This is a genomic window from Kluyvera georgiana, from assembly GCF_050990895.1.
Taxonomy (GTDB): domain Bacteria; phylum Pseudomonadota; class Gammaproteobacteria; order Enterobacterales; family Enterobacteriaceae; genus Kluyvera; species Kluyvera georgiana.
The window spans coordinates 3821870-3839227 of sequence record NZ_CP158865.1 but is presented as its reverse complement, the minus strand read 5'-3'; the positions used below and the strand labels follow the sequence as shown (position 1 = coordinate 3839227).

General features: G+C 58.8%; 14 protein-coding genes. 8 read left to right on the top strand and 6 right to left on the bottom strand.

What is annotated here, in order from left to right; all coding sequences use genetic code 11:
- Positions 1-191: 191 nt before the first annotated feature.
- The gene (locus ABTW00_RS18295; protein WP_164092409.1) at positions 192-416 is read right to left on the bottom strand and encodes an ECs_2282 family putative zinc-binding protein; all 225 of its coding nucleotides are present in this window, start codon (positions 414-416) and stop codon (positions 192-194) included.
- A 155-nt stretch (positions 417-571) separates the two neighbouring features.
- Between ABTW00_RS18295 and ABTW00_RS18290 the strand changes: the two genes are divergently transcribed.
- The gene (locus ABTW00_RS18290) at positions 572-1876 is read left to right on the top strand and encodes a sensor domain-containing diguanylate cyclase (protein WP_433636699.1); all 1305 of its coding nucleotides are present in this window, start codon (positions 572-574) and stop codon (positions 1874-1876) included.
- Here ABTW00_RS18290 and ABTW00_RS18285 read toward each other — a convergent pair whose 3' ends face one another.
- Entirely contained in the window at positions 1877-3082 is a 1206-nt protein-coding gene (locus ABTW00_RS18285; RefSeq protein ID WP_064547764.1) for a multidrug effflux MFS transporter, read from the bottom strand.
- Between the two features lie 188 nt (positions 3083-3270).
- On the opposite strand from ABTW00_RS18285, the gene ABTW00_RS18280 reads away from it, so the two are divergent.
- The 7 genes from ABTW00_RS18280 (at position 3271) to tauD (ending at position 10710) form a co-directional block, all read left to right on the top strand.
- On the top strand, positions 3271-4392 hold the full coding sequence (locus ABTW00_RS18280) for a cupin domain-containing protein (protein ID WP_065358020.1): 1122 nt from the start codon (positions 3271-3273) through the stop codon (positions 4390-4392).
- 325 nt (positions 4393-4717) lie between these two features.
- Positions 4718-6127, top strand: coding sequence for an S-methylmethionine permease (mmuP, locus tag ABTW00_RS18275; RefSeq protein ID WP_065358021.1), 1410 nt, complete (start codon positions 4718-4720; stop codon positions 6125-6127).
- Positions 6114-7046, top strand: a complete 933-nt coding sequence (gene mmuM / locus ABTW00_RS18270; RefSeq protein WP_065358022.1) for a homocysteine S-methyltransferase — start codon at positions 6114-6116, stop codon at positions 7044-7046. Before mmuP ends, mmuM begins: the two co-directional genes overlap by 14 nt.
- Positions 7047-7294: 248 nt before the next feature.
- Positions 7295-8260, top strand: a complete 966-nt coding sequence (gene tauA, locus ABTW00_RS18265) for a taurine ABC transporter substrate-binding protein (protein WP_065358023.1) — start codon at positions 7295-7297, stop codon at positions 8258-8260.
- Between the two features lie 10 nt (positions 8261-8270).
- On the top strand, positions 8271-9038 hold the full coding sequence (gene tauB, locus ABTW00_RS18260; protein ID WP_065358024.1) for a taurine ABC transporter ATP-binding subunit: 768 nt from the start codon (positions 8271-8273) through the stop codon (positions 9036-9038).
- Complete coding sequence (gene tauC / locus ABTW00_RS18255; RefSeq protein ID WP_271447576.1) at positions 9035-9862, top strand: taurine ABC transporter permease TauC; 828 nt, start codon at positions 9035-9037, stop codon at positions 9860-9862. The genes tauB and tauC overlap by 4 nt, the downstream gene beginning before the upstream one ends.
- On the top strand, positions 9859-10710 hold the full coding sequence (tauD, locus tag ABTW00_RS18250) for a taurine dioxygenase (RefSeq protein ID WP_065358026.1): 852 nt from the start codon (positions 9859-9861) through the stop codon (positions 10708-10710). The genes tauC and tauD overlap by 4 nt, the downstream gene beginning before the upstream one ends.
- A gap of 36 nt (positions 10711-10746) precedes the next feature.
- Here the strand turns inward: tauD and ABTW00_RS18245 are convergent, their stop codons facing one another.
- The 4 genes from ABTW00_RS18245 to flhA form a co-directional block, all read right to left on the bottom strand.
- Complete coding sequence (locus ABTW00_RS18245) at positions 10747-11622, bottom strand: [formate-C-acetyltransferase]-activating enzyme (protein WP_433636693.1); 876 nt, start codon at positions 11620-11622, stop codon at positions 10747-10749.
- Positions 11588-13885, bottom strand: a complete 2298-nt coding sequence (locus tag ABTW00_RS18240) for a formate C-acetyltransferase (RefSeq protein WP_065358028.1) — start codon at positions 13883-13885, stop codon at positions 11588-11590. Before ABTW00_RS18240 ends, ABTW00_RS18245 begins: the two co-directional genes overlap by 35 nt.
- A gap of 240 nt (positions 13886-14125) precedes the next feature.
- Complete coding sequence (locus ABTW00_RS18235; protein WP_433636689.1) at positions 14126-15061, bottom strand: alpha/beta hydrolase; 936 nt, start codon at positions 15059-15061, stop codon at positions 14126-14128.
- A gap of 203 nt (positions 15062-15264) precedes the next feature.
- Positions 15265-17346: a formate hydrogenlyase transcriptional activator FlhA gene (gene flhA / locus ABTW00_RS18230; protein WP_433636687.1), complete on the bottom strand. Its 2082-nt coding sequence runs from the start codon at positions 17344-17346 to the stop codon at positions 15265-15267.
- Between the last annotated feature and the right edge of the window lie 12 nt (positions 17347-17358).

Sequence of the window (17358 nt, the reverse complement as noted above, 5' to 3'; positions counted from 1 at the left end):
CTCTCCTTGCCGTAGTGAATGGTGAAACCACGTTAGCAAACGTCGATTTTTTGCGCTATCACTTCCGTGTGCGTAAGGCTCTGAATACGGACCAGAAAAATAGATTAGGGAAATGAAGGAAAATAAATAAATAGGGCTACAGGGATGAGGTCTAATATTTTCCTGTGATAAGGGAGGCAAAATTTACCCGGCTATTTATTTCCTTGAGACGACGAGTTTTTTAATTGAAATAAGGCTTCGTTAATCATTTCTTCGGCTTTTTGACGGGCGAATTTGATAAGCGCGTCTTTACTGAAGGGCGCGCCGCAGGCGTGACAGGTTAACGGATATTGATCTTCCGCGTTTTTTATTTTCTCAATGTCGGTTATTTCAGTCATACCGGCACATTTTGGACACAAATATTGAATTGCAATCACGGGCACGGCTCCTTTATCTTTGGTATAAAATAGTGCAGCCGCACAAATCGTCAAAGCCTTCCGGGCTATTAAATAACAGGTCATTTTGTTTTGGTTGATAAAGTGGTTAAAAAAGCACCGCTTTGTCAGGCCGATCGCACCAAAGGAGAGGGTGAATGACAATGGAGAAGCCGTTCGTACAGAAAGACCCGATGGATTCCGGCAGGCTGGCCGATCTCCTCAACCATAACACCGATTGGGTGTGGGAAGTGGACACGCAGGGGCGCTACGTCTGGTCCTCAGAAGTGGTGATGCGCCTGCTCGGCTACTCGGCTGAAGAGGTGCTTGGCCGTACGCCGTTTGATTTTATGGCGCCTGGCGAGGCCGAACGGCTGGAGAGCACCTTCCGCGAGGTACTCTCATCGCATAAACCTTTCTCCGGCCTGATTAACCGCAACCTGCGGGCAGACGGTCGTGCGGTGATCCTCGAAACCAGCGGTATTCCGCTGTTCGATGAAAACGGCCAACTGACCGGCTATCGCGGTACCGATCGGGATATCTCCCAGCTCGGCGAGCGGGTGCTGCAGCTGGAATCTATCTACCAGAACACGCCGCTGGCGTTGTGCGTGATTGATCGTCACGGCATGTTAACGAAAGCTAACAAGGCGATGGGTGAACTGCTGGGGCAGCCAGAGGAAAAGCTGGTGGGGCAGTTTCTCAAAACGCTGATGCCGGAATGGCACCTGCTGTTCCAGCAGGATTTCATGCTGCTTGACGGCGGTGAAGAGATTGCCAGCAAAGAGCTGTTTCTCTACGGTCGCTATTTCTACATTAAGCCTATGGCGGTGTACGATGCGGGCGGCAACGTGGCGGGTATTTCTTCGGCGTGGATGGACATCACCGACCGCAAGCTGGCTGAACAGCAGCTTGCCCACGCCAACCAGACATTATTGCAGTATGCCGAACGCGACCATCTTACCGGCCTGTTCAACCGTCGCTACATGGATGACCGTCTGAGCTATGAAATTACCCGCGCGCAGCGCGAGGGCACGCCGCTGTCTTTGTGCATGGCGGATATCGACTTCTTTAAACGCTACAATGACACCTATGGTCACCCGGCGGGCGACCAGGTGCTGCGCGCCGTGGCAGATGCGTTGAGAGGCGGTCTGCGCCCGGGCGATAGCGTGAGCCGCTACGGCGGTGAAGAGTTTCTGGTGATACTGCCGGACACCAGCGCGGAAGGCGCATTGGCGGTGGCTGAACGCCTGCGCGAGCGGGTAATGGCGCTGGAGATTGTGCATGAAACCAACCCCATCGGCAGCGTGCTGACCATCAGTTTGGGCGTGATGACCTGGGATTCGCCGCTGTCGGTGTGTAGCATCCAAAGCGTTACGGATATCGCCGCTGAGCTTATCAGCTGCAGCGATGCGGCGCTGTACCGGGCAAAACAGCAGGGGCGCAACCGCGTGGTCAGCGCCTGATTATGCCACGGCCCTGGCGCGCGTCGTCAGGGCAATCGCGGTACTGATGAGGGTAAACAGCGCCATAATCCACGCCATTGTCCACGGCGTCCCGTCGCTGAGCGTTGCCAGCAGCAATGACGAGATAATCCCGCTGCCGTACTGCAATGCGCCAATCAGCGCTGAGGCGGAGCCCGCGACGTTCGGCGCGGCGTCCAGCGCGGCGGCAGTCGAGGTGGCGGCGATAATCCCATTCATCGAAAACAGTACGAACACTGACACCACGATCAGCAGCAGGCCCCCAATCTGCCAGCGGGCGCCAATCGCCAACACGATAGCCGCCGCGCCCGCCACCAACAGCGATATTTTTAGCAGCGTCTCCAGCGGATAGCGGTGGACGATTCGGCGGTTGACCACGCTCATGAGCATGACGCCGACAACGTTCAGCGCGAATAGCCAGCCGTAGTGCTGCGGATCGACGCCAAAGTAGCTGATATAGACGAACGGCGACCCGGCGATAAACGCGTAGGCGGCCACGTAAAAGCTCGTCAGGCACAGGGTGTAGCGCATAAAGGCGACGTTGGTTAACAGCAGGCCGTAGTTCTTAAACACGCCGCCCAGCGACGCTTTGACGCGCTTCTCTTCCGGCAGCGTTTCCGGTAGCCAGAAGAGAGTGAAGAACATCAGTACGCCAATCGCCGCCAGCAGCCAGAAAATGACGTGCCAGCTGGCGAACACAATGATCTGTCCACCGAGTAGCGGCCCGGCAATGGGAGCGATGGCCATCATCAGAATCAGCGTCGAGAGCATTTGCGCGGCGCGGGTGCGGCTGAACAGATCACGGATCATCGCGCGCGCCAGCATGGGGCCGGTACAAGCCCCCAGCGCCTGGAATACACGCCAGAAGACAATCTGCTCAATATTGCGCGAGAGCGCGCAGCCGATCGAGCCGATAATAAACAACCCAAGGCCGATAAACAGCGGCAATCGACGGCCAAAACGGTCGCTTAGCGGCCCCCAGATCAGTTGGGCAATGCAAAAGCCGACTAAAAAACCGGTAATCGTGAGTTCGACGTTGCCGTGTAAATCGCGCGCCATCATCGGCATGGCGGGAAGATAAATATCGGTTGAGAGCGAGGTAAAAGCCATTAAGGCACTGAGGATGACAACAAAAAGCAGGCCATGCTGACCTTTGGCGGGTGTCTTCCGCGTCGGAGTACCAGTCATATTGATCCGTTCGGGAGTGTTGAAAGGCCGATAGAATATATTGATTTTATGAACGGATAATTAGGCAAAATGGTAAGACGTTATGAATTCTATTCATCAGTGTACATCCGCAATTGATTCATCACAAAGCGGACGGCGGGTAGCCCTCTTTATAATCGAGCCTACCCCTCTACTGATGGTATAAAAACATGGCTTATCAACTCAACCTTAACTGGCCGGAGTTTCTGGAGAAATACTGGCAGAAACAACCGGTGGTCCTGAAAAACGCGTTCCCGAATTTTGTCGACCCGATTACGCCTGATGAACTGGCTGGTCTGGCGATGGAGATGGAAGTTGACAGCCGTCTGGTGAGCCACGTCGACGGTAAGTGGCAGGCGAGCAACGGCCCGTTTGAGGATTTTGACCATCTGGGGGAAAAGAACTGGTCGCTGCTGGCGCAGGCGGTGAACCACTGGCATGAACCTGCCGCCGAGCTGGTGCGTCCGTTCCGCGTGCTGCCGGACTGGCGTCTGGATGACCTGATGATCTCCTTCTCGGTACCGGGCGGCGGCGTAGGCCCGCATATCGACCCGTATGACGTCTTTATCATTCAGGGGATGGGCCGCCGCCGCTGGCGCGTGGGCGATGCGCTGCCGTTAAAACAGCACTGCCCGCATCCGGCGCTGCTGCACGTTGAGCCGTTTACGCCGATTATCGAAGTGGAAATGAACCCGGGCGATATCCTCTACATTCCGCCAGGATTCCCGCACGATGGCTATACCTATGAAAATACGCTGAACTATTCCGTCGGCTTCCGTGGCCCGAACGGTCGCGAGTTGATCAGCAGCTTCGCCGACTACGTGCTGGAGAACGATCTGGGCGAGAAGTACTACACCGACCCGGATCTCACCTGCCGTGAACATGCGGGTAAGGTGGAAGAGCACGAGCTGGAGCGTCTGCGCATGATGATGATCGACATGATCCGTCAGCCGAACGATTTCAAACAGTGGTTCGGCAGCTTTGCCAGTACGCCACGCCACGAGCTGGATATTGCCCCGGCGGAGCCGCCGTTCGAACCGGAAGAAGTGCTTGCTGCGCTGGAAGATGGGGAAACCCTGCGCCGCCTCAATGGATTACGGGTACTGAACGTGGGCGAGAGCTTCTTTATCAACAGCGAGAAGCTGGAGACCTGCGAACCGCAGGCGGCTGACGCGCTGTGCCGCTATACCGAGCTGGATAAATCCCGTTTTGGCGAGGCGCTGCGAAATCCGGCATTTGTCGCGGAACTGACGGCACTGATTAACCAGGGATACTGGTTCTTCGACGAGTAAGTTTCTGCGGTGGGTGAGGGGCGCGCTGCACCCTCACCCCGGCCCTCTCCCTGGAAGGGACAGGGAGCAAACCCGCGCCATACCCACCAACTGCACCATTCGATCCCCTCGCCCTTGAAGAGAGAGGGAAAAAACCGGCACCTTCCTTACCGACATCACCGCTCGATTCCCTCGCCCCTTTGGGGAGAGGCCCAGGGTGAGGGGAACAAGCCGCATCCCTCTCTCATTCCTGCGGATCCCCCACCGCTTTGCAATTGGTTAACAATCGTTGTATAACCTTCTCTTCATTTGGATGTTTAGATGTCCATACGTTTAGAAGGTAATAATGCAAAACACAACACAACAACAAGGTGGGCAACTTAAGCGCACCATGAAAACCCGCCACCTGGTGATGCTGTCGCTGGGCGGCGTTATTGGCACAGGGCTCTTTTTCAATACCGGCTATATCATCTCCACCACCGGCGCGGCGGGCACGTTGCTGGCCTATTTGATCGGCGCGCTGGTGGTCTGGCTGGTGATGCAGTGCCTCGGCGAACTGTCGGTGGCGATGCCGGAAACCGGTGCTTTCCACGTTTATGCGGCACGTTATCTTGGCCCGGCAACCGGCTACACCGTGGCGTGGCTCTACTGGCTGACGTGGACGGTGGCGCTGGGGTCGAGCTTTACCGCCGCCGGGTTCTGTATGCAGTACTGGTTCCCGCAGGTGCCGGTGTGGATCTGGTGCCTGTTTTTCTGCGTGCTGATTTTCGGCCTTAACGTCATCTCAACCCGCTTCTTCGCCGAAGGAGAGTTCTGGTTCTCGCTGGTGAAGGTCATTACCATCATCGCCTTTATTATTCTGGGCGGCGCGGCCATCTTCGGGTTTATCCCCATGCAGGACGGCTCGCCGGCGCCGGGGCTGCGCAATATTACCGCCGAAGGCTGGTTCCCGCACGGTGGGCTGCCGATTCTGATGACCATGGTGGCGGTGAACTTTGCCTTCTCCGGCACCGAGCTTATCGGCATTGCCGCCGGTGAAACCGAGAATCCGCACAAGGTGATCCCGGTCGCCATTCGGACCACCATCGCACGGCTGATTATTTTCTTTATCGGCACCGTTTTCGTGCTGGCGGCGCTGATCCCGATGCAGCAGGCGGGCGTCGAAAAAAGCCCGTTCGTCCTCGTCTTTGAAAAGGTCGGAATTCCGTACGCGGCGGACATTTTTAACTTCGTGATCCTGACGGCGATTCTGTCGGCGGCCAACTCCGGGCTTTACGCTTCCGGTCGTATGCTGTGGTCGCTGTCCAACGAGCGTACGTTGCCGCGCTGCTTCTCGCAGCTGACGAAAAACGGCGTGCCGCTGGTGGCGTTATCGGTGAGCATGCTTGGCGGCTTGCTGGCGCTGTTCTCCAGTATCGTCGCTCCGGATACCGTTTTTGTGGCGCTGTCGGCCATTTCCGGCTTTGCGGTGGTTGCGGTGTGGATAAGTATTTGTGCCTCGCACTTCGTCTTCCGCCGTCGTCATCTCCAGCAGGGCAAAGCGCTGAGCGAGCTGCACTACCGCGCGCCGTGGTATCCGTTGGTACCGGTGCTTGGCTTCGTGCTGTGCCTGGTGGCCTGCGTGGGGCTGGCTTTTGACCCGTCGCAGCGTATCGCTCTGTGGTGCGGGATTCCGTTCGTGGCGCTGTGCTATGGCGCCTATTTCTTAACGCGTTCGCGCCAGACCCAACAGGAGCCGCAGCATGTCGCAGAATAATCCTTTAACCGCCATCCTGAGCGATCGTCCCTTCGTATTACTCGATGGGGCGATGGCCACCGAACTGGAGGCGCGCGGCTGCGACCTGGCCGACAGCCTGTGGTCGGCCAAAGTGCTGATGGAAAATCCGCAGCTGATTTACGACGTACACCTCGACTATTTTCGTGCCGGGGCGCAGGTGGCGATCACCGCCAGCTATCAGGCCACGCCGGACGGTTTTGCCGCCCGCGGGCTGGATGAAACGCAGTCGCGGGCGCTGATTATTAAAAGCGTCGAGCTGGCGCGTCAGGCGCGAGATGCGTATCGCGCAGAAAACCCAGCGGCCCACGGGCTGCTGATTGCCGGTTCCGTAGGGCCCTACGGCGCGTACCTGGCGGATGGCTCGGAGTATCGCGGCGACTACCAGCGCAGCGCGCAGGTATTCCAGGATTTCCACCGTCCGCGCGTTGAAGCGTTGCTGGATGGCGGGGTCGATCTGCTGGCCTGTGAAACCCTGCCGTCGTTTGATGAAATTCGTGCGCTGGCGCAGTTGCTCACCGGGTATCCGGCGGCGCAGGCGTGGTTCTCGTTTACGCTGCGTGATGCCCGGCATCTGAGCGACGGCACGCCGCTGCGCGACGTGCTGGCGCTGCTGGCGGATTACCCGCAGATTCTGGCGGTGGGGATTAACTGCATTGCGCTGGAAAATACCGTCGAGGCGCTGGAGTATCTGCACAGCCTGACCCCGCTGCCGCTGGTGGTCTATCCGAACTCGGGCGAGCACTACGACGCGGTGAGTAAAACCTGGCATCACCACGGCGAAGCCTGCGCCACGCTGGAAGGCTATCTGCCGCAGTGGCTGGCCGCCGGAGCGAAGCTGATTGGCGGCTGCTGCCGCACGACGCCGAAGGATATTGCGGCGCTGAAGGCGCACTGCTGATTCAGCATCCGCGCGGATCGCCTGTAGGCCGGATAAGCGAAGCGCCATCCGGCAGTTCGGCGCACATTGCCGGATGGCGCTTCGCTTATCCGGCCTACAACGTCCTCCGGGAAATCCCATTTTAAAACTATCTTTTGCCACTTTTTTTCTAAAAACAAATTGGCATTAACCAGCACTTTTAATTCCTTTATCAAACCCCCTCGCGCCGGAAATACTGCTCACATAACAAGACATGGGAGCAGGACATTATGGCAATCGCATCGCGTTTCACCGTTATCGCCGCCGCGCTGGCGCTGTTGGCTTTCCAGGCTCAGGCCGTGGACGTCACTATCGCCTATCAAACTTCCGCTGAACCCGCCAAAGTGGCGCAGGCGGATAAAACCTTCGAAAAACTGAGCGGCGCGAAGCCTGACTGGCGTAAGTTCGACAGCGGCGCGAGCATCGTGCGTGCGCTGGCTTCCGGCGACGTGCAGATTGGCAACATCGGATCCAGCCCGCTGGCGGTGGCCGCCAGTCAGCAGGTGCCGATTGAAGTCTTCCTGCTGGCCTCGCAGCTCGGCAACTCTGAGGCGCTGGTGGTGAAAAAGGCCATCACTAAGCCAGAAGACCTGATTGGCAAACGCATTGCCGTACCGTTTATCTCCACCACCCACTACAGCCTTCTGGCCGCGCTCAAACACTGGGGCATCAAGCCGGGTCAGGTACAGATTATCAACCTGCAGCCGCCGGCGATTATTGCCGCCTGGCAGCGTGGCGACATAGACGGCGCCTACGTGTGGGCGCCAGCGGTGAATGCGCTGGAAAAAGATGGCACCGTGCTGACCGACTCCTCAAAAGTAGGCGAATGGGGCGCACCGACGCTGGACGTCTGGGTGGTGCGTAAAGATTTTGCCGAACAGCATCCTGAGGTGGTGAAGGCATTTGCGAAAAGCGCGCTTGACGCTCAGCGCGGATATATCGATAACCCGGATAAATGGCTGGCGCAGCCCGACAACATCAGCAAGCTGGCGCGTCTGAGCGGCGTGCCGGAAGCGGACGTGCCGGGGCTGGTGAAGGGCAATACCTACCTCACCGCCGAACAGCAGGCGCAGGCGCTGAATGGCCCGGTGAATAAGGCGATTGTTGATACCGCGCAGTTCCTCAAAGAGCAGGGCAAAGTACCGGCAGTCGCGACCGATTACAGCCAGTACGTTACCGACCGCTTTGTGAAGTAAGGAGGCCATGATGCTGCAAATCTCGCATCTGTCCGCTGACTACGGTGGTAAACCGGCGCTGGCGGATATCAGTCTCACGCTGGACAGCGGTGAACTGTTGGTGGTGCTGGGGCCGTCCGGCTGCGGTAAGACCACGCTGTTGAACCTGATTGCCGGATTCGTGCCGTATCAGCACGGCAGCATCATCCTCGACGGAAAACGCGTTGACGGGCCGGGCGCCGATCGCGGCGTGGTCTTCCAGAATGAAGGGCTGCTGCCGTGGCGCAACGTGCAGGATAACGTCGCGCTGGGGCTACAGCTCGCGGGCATCAGCAAGTCTGAGCGTCGGGAAACCGCCGCGCAGATGCTGAAGAAAGTTGGCCTTGAAGGCGCGGAAAAGCGCTTTATCTGGCAGCTTTCCGGCGGTCAGCGCCAGCGGGTGGGCATTGCTCGCGCGCTGGCGGCCAATCCACAGCTGTTGCTGTTGGATGAGCCGTTCGGCGCGCTTGACGCGTTTACCCGCGAACAAATGCAGACGTTGCTGCTGAAGCTGTGGCATGAGACGGGTAAGAAAGTGTTGCTGATCACTCACGACATTGAAGAGGCGATATTTATGGCTACCGAGCTGGTTTTGCTGTCGCCGGGGCCGGGCCGCGTGCAGGAACGTCTGTCGCTGGACTTCGCCCGTCGTTTTGTCGCCGGGGAATCCTGCCGCAGCATTAAGTCCGACCCGCGCTTTATTGCCCAGCGCGAGTATGTGCTGAGCCGGGTGTTCGAACAACGGGAGGCCTTCTCATGAGCGTGGTGATTAATGATAAACCGCGTCCGCGTACATCGAAGCTGCGTTGGCCATTGTCACGCCATCTGACGCTGAGCCTGACGACGCTGGCGGCGCTGCTGGCTATCTGGTGGGCGGTGGCGGCGTTAGCGCTGATTAGCCCGCTGTTTCTGCCTTCGCCAGCCCAGGTGCTGAATAAGCTACTGACCATCGCCAGCCCGCAGGGCTTTATGGACGCGACGCTGTGGCAGCATCTGGCGGCGAGCCTCGGGCGTATTCTTGTCGCGCTGCTGGCGGCGACGCTCGTCGGGATCCCGGTGGGGATTGCGATGGGCCTGAGTCCGACGGTACGCGGCATCCTTGATCCGATTATTGAACTGTATCGCCCGGTGCCGCCGCTGGCCTATCTGCCGCTGATGGTTATCTGGTTTGGCATTGGCGAAACCTCGAAAATATTACTGATTTATCTGGCGATTTTCGCCCCGGTTGCCATGTCGGCGCTGGCAGGGGTGAAAAGCGCGCAACAGGTACGTATTCGCGCCGCGCAGTCGCTGGGCGCCAGCCGCGCTCAGGTGCTGTGGCTGGTGATTTTACCCGGCGCGCTGCCGGAGATTTTAACCGGCCTGCGCATTGGTTTAGGCGTGGGTTGGTCGACGCTGGTGGCCGCCGAGCTTATCGCCGCCACCCGTGGTTTAGGTTTTATGGTGCAGTCCGCCGGGGAGTTTTTAGCTACCGACGTGGTGCTGGCGGGCATTGCGGTGATCGCAATTATCGCTTTTGGTCTGGAACTCGGTCTGCGTGCGCTTCAGCGTCGCCTGACCCCCTGGCATGGAGAAGTACAATGAGTGAACGTCTGGCGATTACCCCTCTCGGGCCGTACATCGGCGCGCAGGTGTCTGGCGCGGATCTGACCCGCCCGCTGAGCGACAATCAGTTCGAACAGCTATACCACGCGGTGTTGCGCCATCAGGTGGTCTTCCTGCGCGAACAGTTGATTACCCCCGAGCAGCAGCGCGCGCTGGCCCAGCGCTTTGGCGATCTGCATATTCATCCGGTGTATCCGCATGCGCCGGGCGTGGAAGAAATTATTGTGCTGGACACCCACGACAATAATCCGCCGGATAACGACAACTGGCACACCGACGTGACCTTTATCGACACGCCGCCCGCCGGGGCGATTCTGGCGGCGAAAGAGCTGCCGTCAACCGGCGGCGACACCCTGTGGACCAGCGGGATTGCCGCCTATGAGGCGCTCTCCGAGCCGTTTAAAGCGCTGCTGAGCGGCCTGCATGCCGAGCACGATTTCCGTAAATCGTTCCAGGAATACAAATATCGTAAAACCGAGGAAGAGCATCAGCGCTGGCGGGAAGCGGTGGCGAAGCACCCGCCGCTGCTGCATCCGGTGGTGCGTACCCACCCGGTGACCGGTAAGCAGGCGCTGTTCGTCAACGAAGGGTTTACCACGCGGATTGTCGACGTGACCGAGAAAGAGAGTGAGGCGCTGCTGAGCTATCTGTTTGCCCACGTGACTAAACCGGAATTTCAGGTGCGCTGGCGCTGGCAGCCGAACGACGTGGCGATTTGGGATAACCGGGTGACGCAGCACTACGCCAACGCCGATTATCTGCCGCAGCGACGGATTATGCACCGGGCGACGATTCTGGGGGATAAGCCGTTTTATCGCGCGTCATAACACGTGAAGCACCGGCCTGGCCGGTGCTTCGTCGGTTTATCCGCCAATGACAACCCGATAGCCGGCCCGTTCAACCATCGCCTGAATGGGCGCTATCTCCTCAGCCTCTGGCGTGTGAATGCCCGCCATGCTCCACGCGCGATCCAGCAGCGCATACTTCGGCTCACCGTACTGATGGAAGGGCAGTAAATGCACCTCATCCACCGGCAGCGGCGCCAGGAACGCCAGAATCTGCGCCACGTTCTCCAGGTTAAGGGTAAAGCCGGGAATCAGCGGCAGGCGTGGAATGACCTTAATGCCTTCGCTCACCAGCAGACGGAAGTTCTCCAGCACGCGCGGTTGGTTCATGTTCAGCACGGTGCGGGCCCGTTCTGCATCCATGATTTTCAGGTCGAACAGCACTTCATCACACTCTCTTGCCAGCGGCAGCAGACGGCGCGGCGCGGTATCGCCTGCGGTTTCAATCGCCGTGCGGATACCCCACTGTTTTAGACGCTGTAGCAGGCGAGCGGCGAATTCGGCCTGCATCAGCACTTCACCGCCGGAGAGCGTCACGCCGCCGCCCGACGCGCGAAAGAACACTTCGTCTTTGAGCACCTCGCGTTCAAGTTCTTCCAGCGTCACGTCGCGGCCAATATTTTCCCACGCGCCGGAAGGGCACTCTTCAGCGTCCTGCATGCAGGTGGCGCAGTGCAGGCATTTGCTTTCCCGGCGCACGGTTTCAATCCTGGGCGACATCGACTCCGGATTCGCGCACCACGGGCAGGTGTGCGGGCAGCCTTTGAAAAAGACCACCGTGCGGATACCCTGCCCATCATTGAGCGAATAGCGCTGGATGTTGAAAATGCGCGCCGTGTCGGCGCGCGTCTCAATCACCTCACAGCTGATGCGCGGTGCGGCGGATAATGTCATCCTGAATCTCCTTCGACAGCTCGACAAAGAAGGCGCTGTAGCCCGCCACGCGGACAACCAGCCCGGCGAAGTCCTGCGGCCGCTGCTGGGCTTCGCGCAGCGTCTCGGCGTTCACCACGTTGAACTGAATATGCTGCAATTTCAGTTTGGTAAAGGCGTGGAGGAAATCCGCCAGCTTGTTGAGGCCGCTTTCACCTTCCAGCGTGGCTGGGGTGAATTTGACATTCAGCAGCGTGCCGTTGGAGAGCAGGTAGTTATCCAGCTTGCTGACCGATTTCAGCACCGCCGTTGGCCCCTGTGCGTCCTGGCCGACCATCGGCGATAGCCCGCCGTCCGCCAGCTGTTCACCGGCGAAACGTCCGTCTGGCGTCGCGCCCACGACCGACCCCAGCGGCACGTGCGCGGAAACGGTATAGGAGCCAGGCGTAAACTGGCCGCCGCGCGGGTTGCGGTATTTTTCCACCTCTTTGCAGTAAAAACGCAGCAGATCGGCGCTGATATTATCAACATCATCGATGTCGTTGCCGTACTTCTCGAAGCGATTGATTAACCGGGCGCGAACTTTTTCCCCTTCCGGCGTGGCGAAGTTGGCTTTCAGCACCGCCAGCAGTTCATCAAAGCTCATACGCTGCTGGTCAAACACCATGCCTTTAAGGGCGTGCAGTGAGTCGCTGAGGTTGGCGATGCCAATGCCCTGCACCCCGGAAAAGTTGTAGCGGGCGCCGCCAGCGGTGATGTCTTTGCCCTTTTCGATACAGTCTTCGACAAACGAAGAGAGCAGCGGCACCGGCGCCCAGTCGCGGTGGCCGATATCGCAAATGTTGCTGCCTTCAACCATCAGTTGAATGTAGTGGCGAATTTTGTCGCGAATGCTTGCCAGCAGGCCGTCATAGGTGATTTGTTCATCGCCTTCATGCTCATGCATGACGATTTCCATCACTTTCAGCAGGTTGAACATGGCGATGTCGTGCAGCCCGTAGGTCCGGCCTGGAATTGACAGCTCGACGCAGCCCACCACCGCGTAGTCGCGCGCGTCTTCCAGCGACACGCCGCGGTTAAGGAACGCCGGCACCACCACTTCATCGTTGAAGATCTGCGGAATGCCGGTGCCGAGGCGCACGGTTTCGGCGGTTTTGCGCAGGAACGGGCGGTCGATCAGTTCGTTGACCCGCACACCGAGGTTCGGCTGCGGCAGGCGCACGTTCTGGTAGGCATCCAGACAGGTAAAGGAGAGCACGTTCACCGCGCTGCGGCCATTTTCGGTTAACCCGCCGAGCAGGGCGGTGTAGCCGGTCGGGAAGCCGGCAAAATAGCGGGCGCTGCTGGTGGATCGCAACAGGACGATGTCGTTGCATTTCACCCACAGCGACTCCAGCAGCTCCTGCATAAGCGCGGGATCGTCACCGTGATTCAGCGAAGCCTGCCAGAACGGCAGCATGTACTGGTCAAAGCGTCCCAGCGAGATGGAGCTGGCATTCGATTCGTACTGCAAAATGATGTTCATGTACCAGAACAGCTGGCAGGCCTGGCGGAAGTTTTCCGGTTTATGTGCGGCATTATGACGAGAGATCGTGGCAATGGCTTCCAGCTCCCGACGGCGCTGCGGGTCGCTGCACTGCGCGGCCATTGTCTCTGCGAGGGCAGCGTAACGCAGAATGTGACGCTGTGAGGCTTCCAGCAGAATCAGCACCGCGCGATAAAAATCATTATCCGGCTGCTGGCGCAGGTGACCACGCATCTCGTTGACCAGCGCGTCGAGGCCATTATTCAGCAGGCGCGGGTAGTCGATAATGATATGTCCCTGGCCTTTGTCGGTCTGGTTGACGCTGAAAATTTGCGTGCTCACGGCCGCCTTCACCTCGTCCGTCATCTGGGCGTTGATGAAGTCTTTCATCGAGCGCTTTTCCCAGTATGGGAACAGTTCTTCGCGGTACAGGCGCTTGTCGTCATCGCTGATGTTGAAGCGATCCTGCGGGCGGGTGGGGAACTGATCTAACTCTTTGAGCAGCCAGTAAGGATCCATCTCTGGCGACATGATCCCGGCACGCGGTTTGATGGTGCGGTTGCCGGCAATCAGTTCATCGTCGCGGATGCTGATGGCGACCTTATCGAGAATATGCGCGGTGGCTTTCGCGCGACGGAGGATAACCGGCTCGCCTTCGGTCTGGCGGTGGCTTTCGGTGTACAGCACGGCGCGTTCAAGGGAAATTTCGCGCGGGTTGGCAAAGAGGGCGTCTTTCAGGCGCTGGATACGATTAGTCATTTTGCGGGCTCCTCGGGAGATTAACCTGACGTTTCTTATGGCTTCTACGTTAGGCAAATGCGGCAAGGCGAGACAGAAGAGAATGGGGTGATTTACTGGATTATTGTGATCAAAAAGGAAAAATGAGATCTCAATTTTGTCTGGGTGATAAACACGATTGCCGGATGGCGGCTTCGCCTTATCCGGCCTACAGGACCGCGCAGGCTGTAGGCCTGATAAGCGCAGCGCCATCAGGCGCGGCTAACGCAGCGACGCAATCCAGTTCATCGCCAGTTCCGGCCAGGCGGCGGCGGGCAGACCTTTGGCGCCGCGAATACCAAACCCGTGCTTGCCTTCGGCAAACAGATGCAGTTCGGTTGGCACCTTGTGCGCACGCAGGGCGTTGAACATCACCAGCGAGTTATCGACCGGCACCGACGGGTCGTCCACCGCGTGCATCAGGAAGGTTGGTGGCGTCTGGTTGGTGACGTTCAGCTCTGGGGAATAGTGATTGATCTGCTCGGCGCTGGGCATGTCGCCAATCAGCGCTTTCCGCGATCCGGGATGGGCAATGGCCTTATCCATTGAAATGACCGGATAGCCGAGCACCACGAAATCAGGTCGCGCGCTCTGCTTATCGACGTCATCTATCGGGGCATAAACCGTCTCGCTATAGCGAGTCTCAAGGCTGGCTGCGACATGCCCACCGGCGGAGAAACCCATCACGCCAATTTTGTGTGGATCAATCTGCCATTCGGCGGCGCGGGCGCGCAGAGTGCGCAGCGCCCGTTGAGCGTCGGCGAGCGGCGCATTGGCCCCTTCGGCGTGACCGTCGGCGGGCATTCGGTATGTCATGACGAACAGGGTGTAGCCTTTGGCGTTAAACGGCGCGGCTAAATCACTGCCTTCTTTATCCAGCACCACTCGCTGGTACGAGCCGCCGGGCGTGACCAGCAGCGCCGCGCCGTTCGGATGTTCTGGCGCATAAACGGTGATTTCCGGCGCGCGGATGCCGGTGACCGCGCGGTCGGGCAGGGTGGGATCGTTGCTGCGTTCGACCAGCGCGTAGCTGACCGGGCTGTTTTTAGCACCAGGCGCTTCGCCGCCGGGCCAAATGGTAAATGCAGGCAGGGCGGCGAAGGCCGTCTGCGCGGAGAATAATAGGGCAAGGGTAGCGGACAGAGGTAAGCGAATCATAAGCGTCTCCCGGAGAAAACGCTTGTTTATCATTCATTAAGACTGCAGAACGCGAAATGATTCACAAAATGGTGTTTCATAAAATAAGAAACGATGGGGAGTGGGAGATTTTATATTCTGCCCGCCCCCTCACCCTGACCCTCTCCCCACAGGGGAGAGGGGACCGAATAGCGCCGTCTGGGGGAGCGACGCCGGGGGCGGTGTTACATCAGCGCATCTTTATCGATGCCCAGACGCTTCATGCGCGACAGCAGCGTGGTGCGCTTCAGCCCGAGACGCTGTGCGGCGCCTTTGGCCCCGGCGACCACGCCGTTGGTCTCTTTCAGTACCCGAACAATCAGCTGGTATTCGTCTTCGCCGTCTTTCGCCGCTTCGGCCACCGGGGCCGGTTGTGGCTCATCGCCCGCGAACGCCAGCTCCGGCATCGATAGCTGTAACACGCTGCCGCGGGTCAGCAGCACCGCGCGTTCAATCACGTTTTCCAGTTCACGTACGTTGCCTGGCCACTCCATCTGGCTCAGCGTGCGCAGCGTTTCCGCCGGAATGCTGTCGATATTGCGCCCCAGACGGCGGGCGATTTTAAAGGTGAAGGCCTTCACCAGCAGCGGAATATCTTCCGGACGCTCGCGCAGCGGCGGCAGGTGGATCGGGAAAACGTTGAGGCGGTAGTAGAGATCGCTACGGAATTCGCGATCGAGCACCATCTGTTTGAGATCGCGGTTGGTGGCGGCGATCAGGCGCACGTCGGTCTGGATCAGTTTGTTGCTGCCCAGACGTTCAAATTCCTGCTCCTGCAACACGCGCAGCAGTTTCGGCTGCAGTTCCAGCGGCATATCGCCCACTTCGTCAAGGAACAGCGAGCTTTTATCCGCCAGTTCGAAGCGACCAATGCGCTGGGCGCTGGCACCGGTAAACGCGCCGCGCTCGTGGCCGAAGAGGTCGCTTTCCAGCAGGCCCGCCGGCATTGCCGCGCAGTTCATTTTCACCATCCGGCGGTTATTACGGCCGCTCAGATTATGGATGGCGCGGGCAATCAGCTCTTTACCGGTGCCGGTTTCGCCGAGGATCAGCACCGTACTGTCGCTTGGGGCGACCATCTCAACCTGCTTGAGGACGTTGAACATCGCTTCGCTGCGGCCAATGATTTCGCCAAACTCGCCGTCAACGTTGTTGAGCTGTTCGGTCAGCGCCAGGTTTTCATCCACCAGACGCTCTTTCAGACGATGGATTTCCTGATAAGCGAGGGCGTTATCCACGGCGATGGAGACGCGTTCGGCAATCTGTTTAAGCAGCTTGAGGTTAGCGGCGCAGAACACCTTTTCATCGCACTGGGCAAGCTTCAGCACGCCAAGCATCTGGTCGCCGGACATCAGCGGCAGCAGGCACAGCGTCTGGATTTTATCATCCCACATCTCAAACAGCTGGCGCTCGTACGGAGCGAGTTTGTCCTGCTCGTTGAGGTTGAGCATCAGCATTTCTTTGCTTTTGAACACCCGCTCGGTCAGCGTGCCGGACTCGTTCACTTCGCTCTGATCGTGCACCGGGTCGTTAACGTCGATGTAGTGCGTGGAGTAGATATTCAGTTTGCCCTTGCGGTTGCTGCGCAGCACCACGCTGATCGCGTCGATATTGAAGTAGTAGTGGATCTCTTTCGCCACCGCGCTAACCAGCTCGTCCATATCGAGACGCGACAGGACGGCGTTGGTGATAGCGACCAGAATGCGGAAGTTATCGCGCTCGCGGCACAGCAGATCGTAATCGACGTTATTGGTCACCCGGCTTTGAATTTGCTCGGTCACCACGGCGACGATCTGCGTGAAAATATGCAGACGCTGATACTCTTTCTCGGTCCACGGACGGTCGTCCTGGCGGATAAATTCGCAGCCGCCAAAAATGCGCCCTTCCGCCGCCAGCGGCAGCAGACAATAGTGGCCAAACGGCTGATACAGCTCGCTGGCTGCCAGTTGCGGCCAGGCTTCGCTGAACTCAGCATAGCTACAGTGGAGCGCGTCGGGACGAGAGAGCAGGCGTCGGACCGGGCCGTTTGCCAGCAGGTTATCGTCTTCATAAGCGATTGGCTGACCGGCTTCACGCGTGGCGTGATAGCCCGCGCGGTGGTTTCCCGGCTGTAGCAGGACGATCGCCGCGCTGTCAGCCAGCGAGGACTGTTTCGCCAGCTGCGCCAGCGTTTCGCTCAGCGCCGCCAGATCGGGCTGTTGGAGAAGAGTCCGGGTAATATCGAACAGCCCTTGCTGACCGAGATCGCCCATCGGTGTATACGACATGTCACTTGCCCA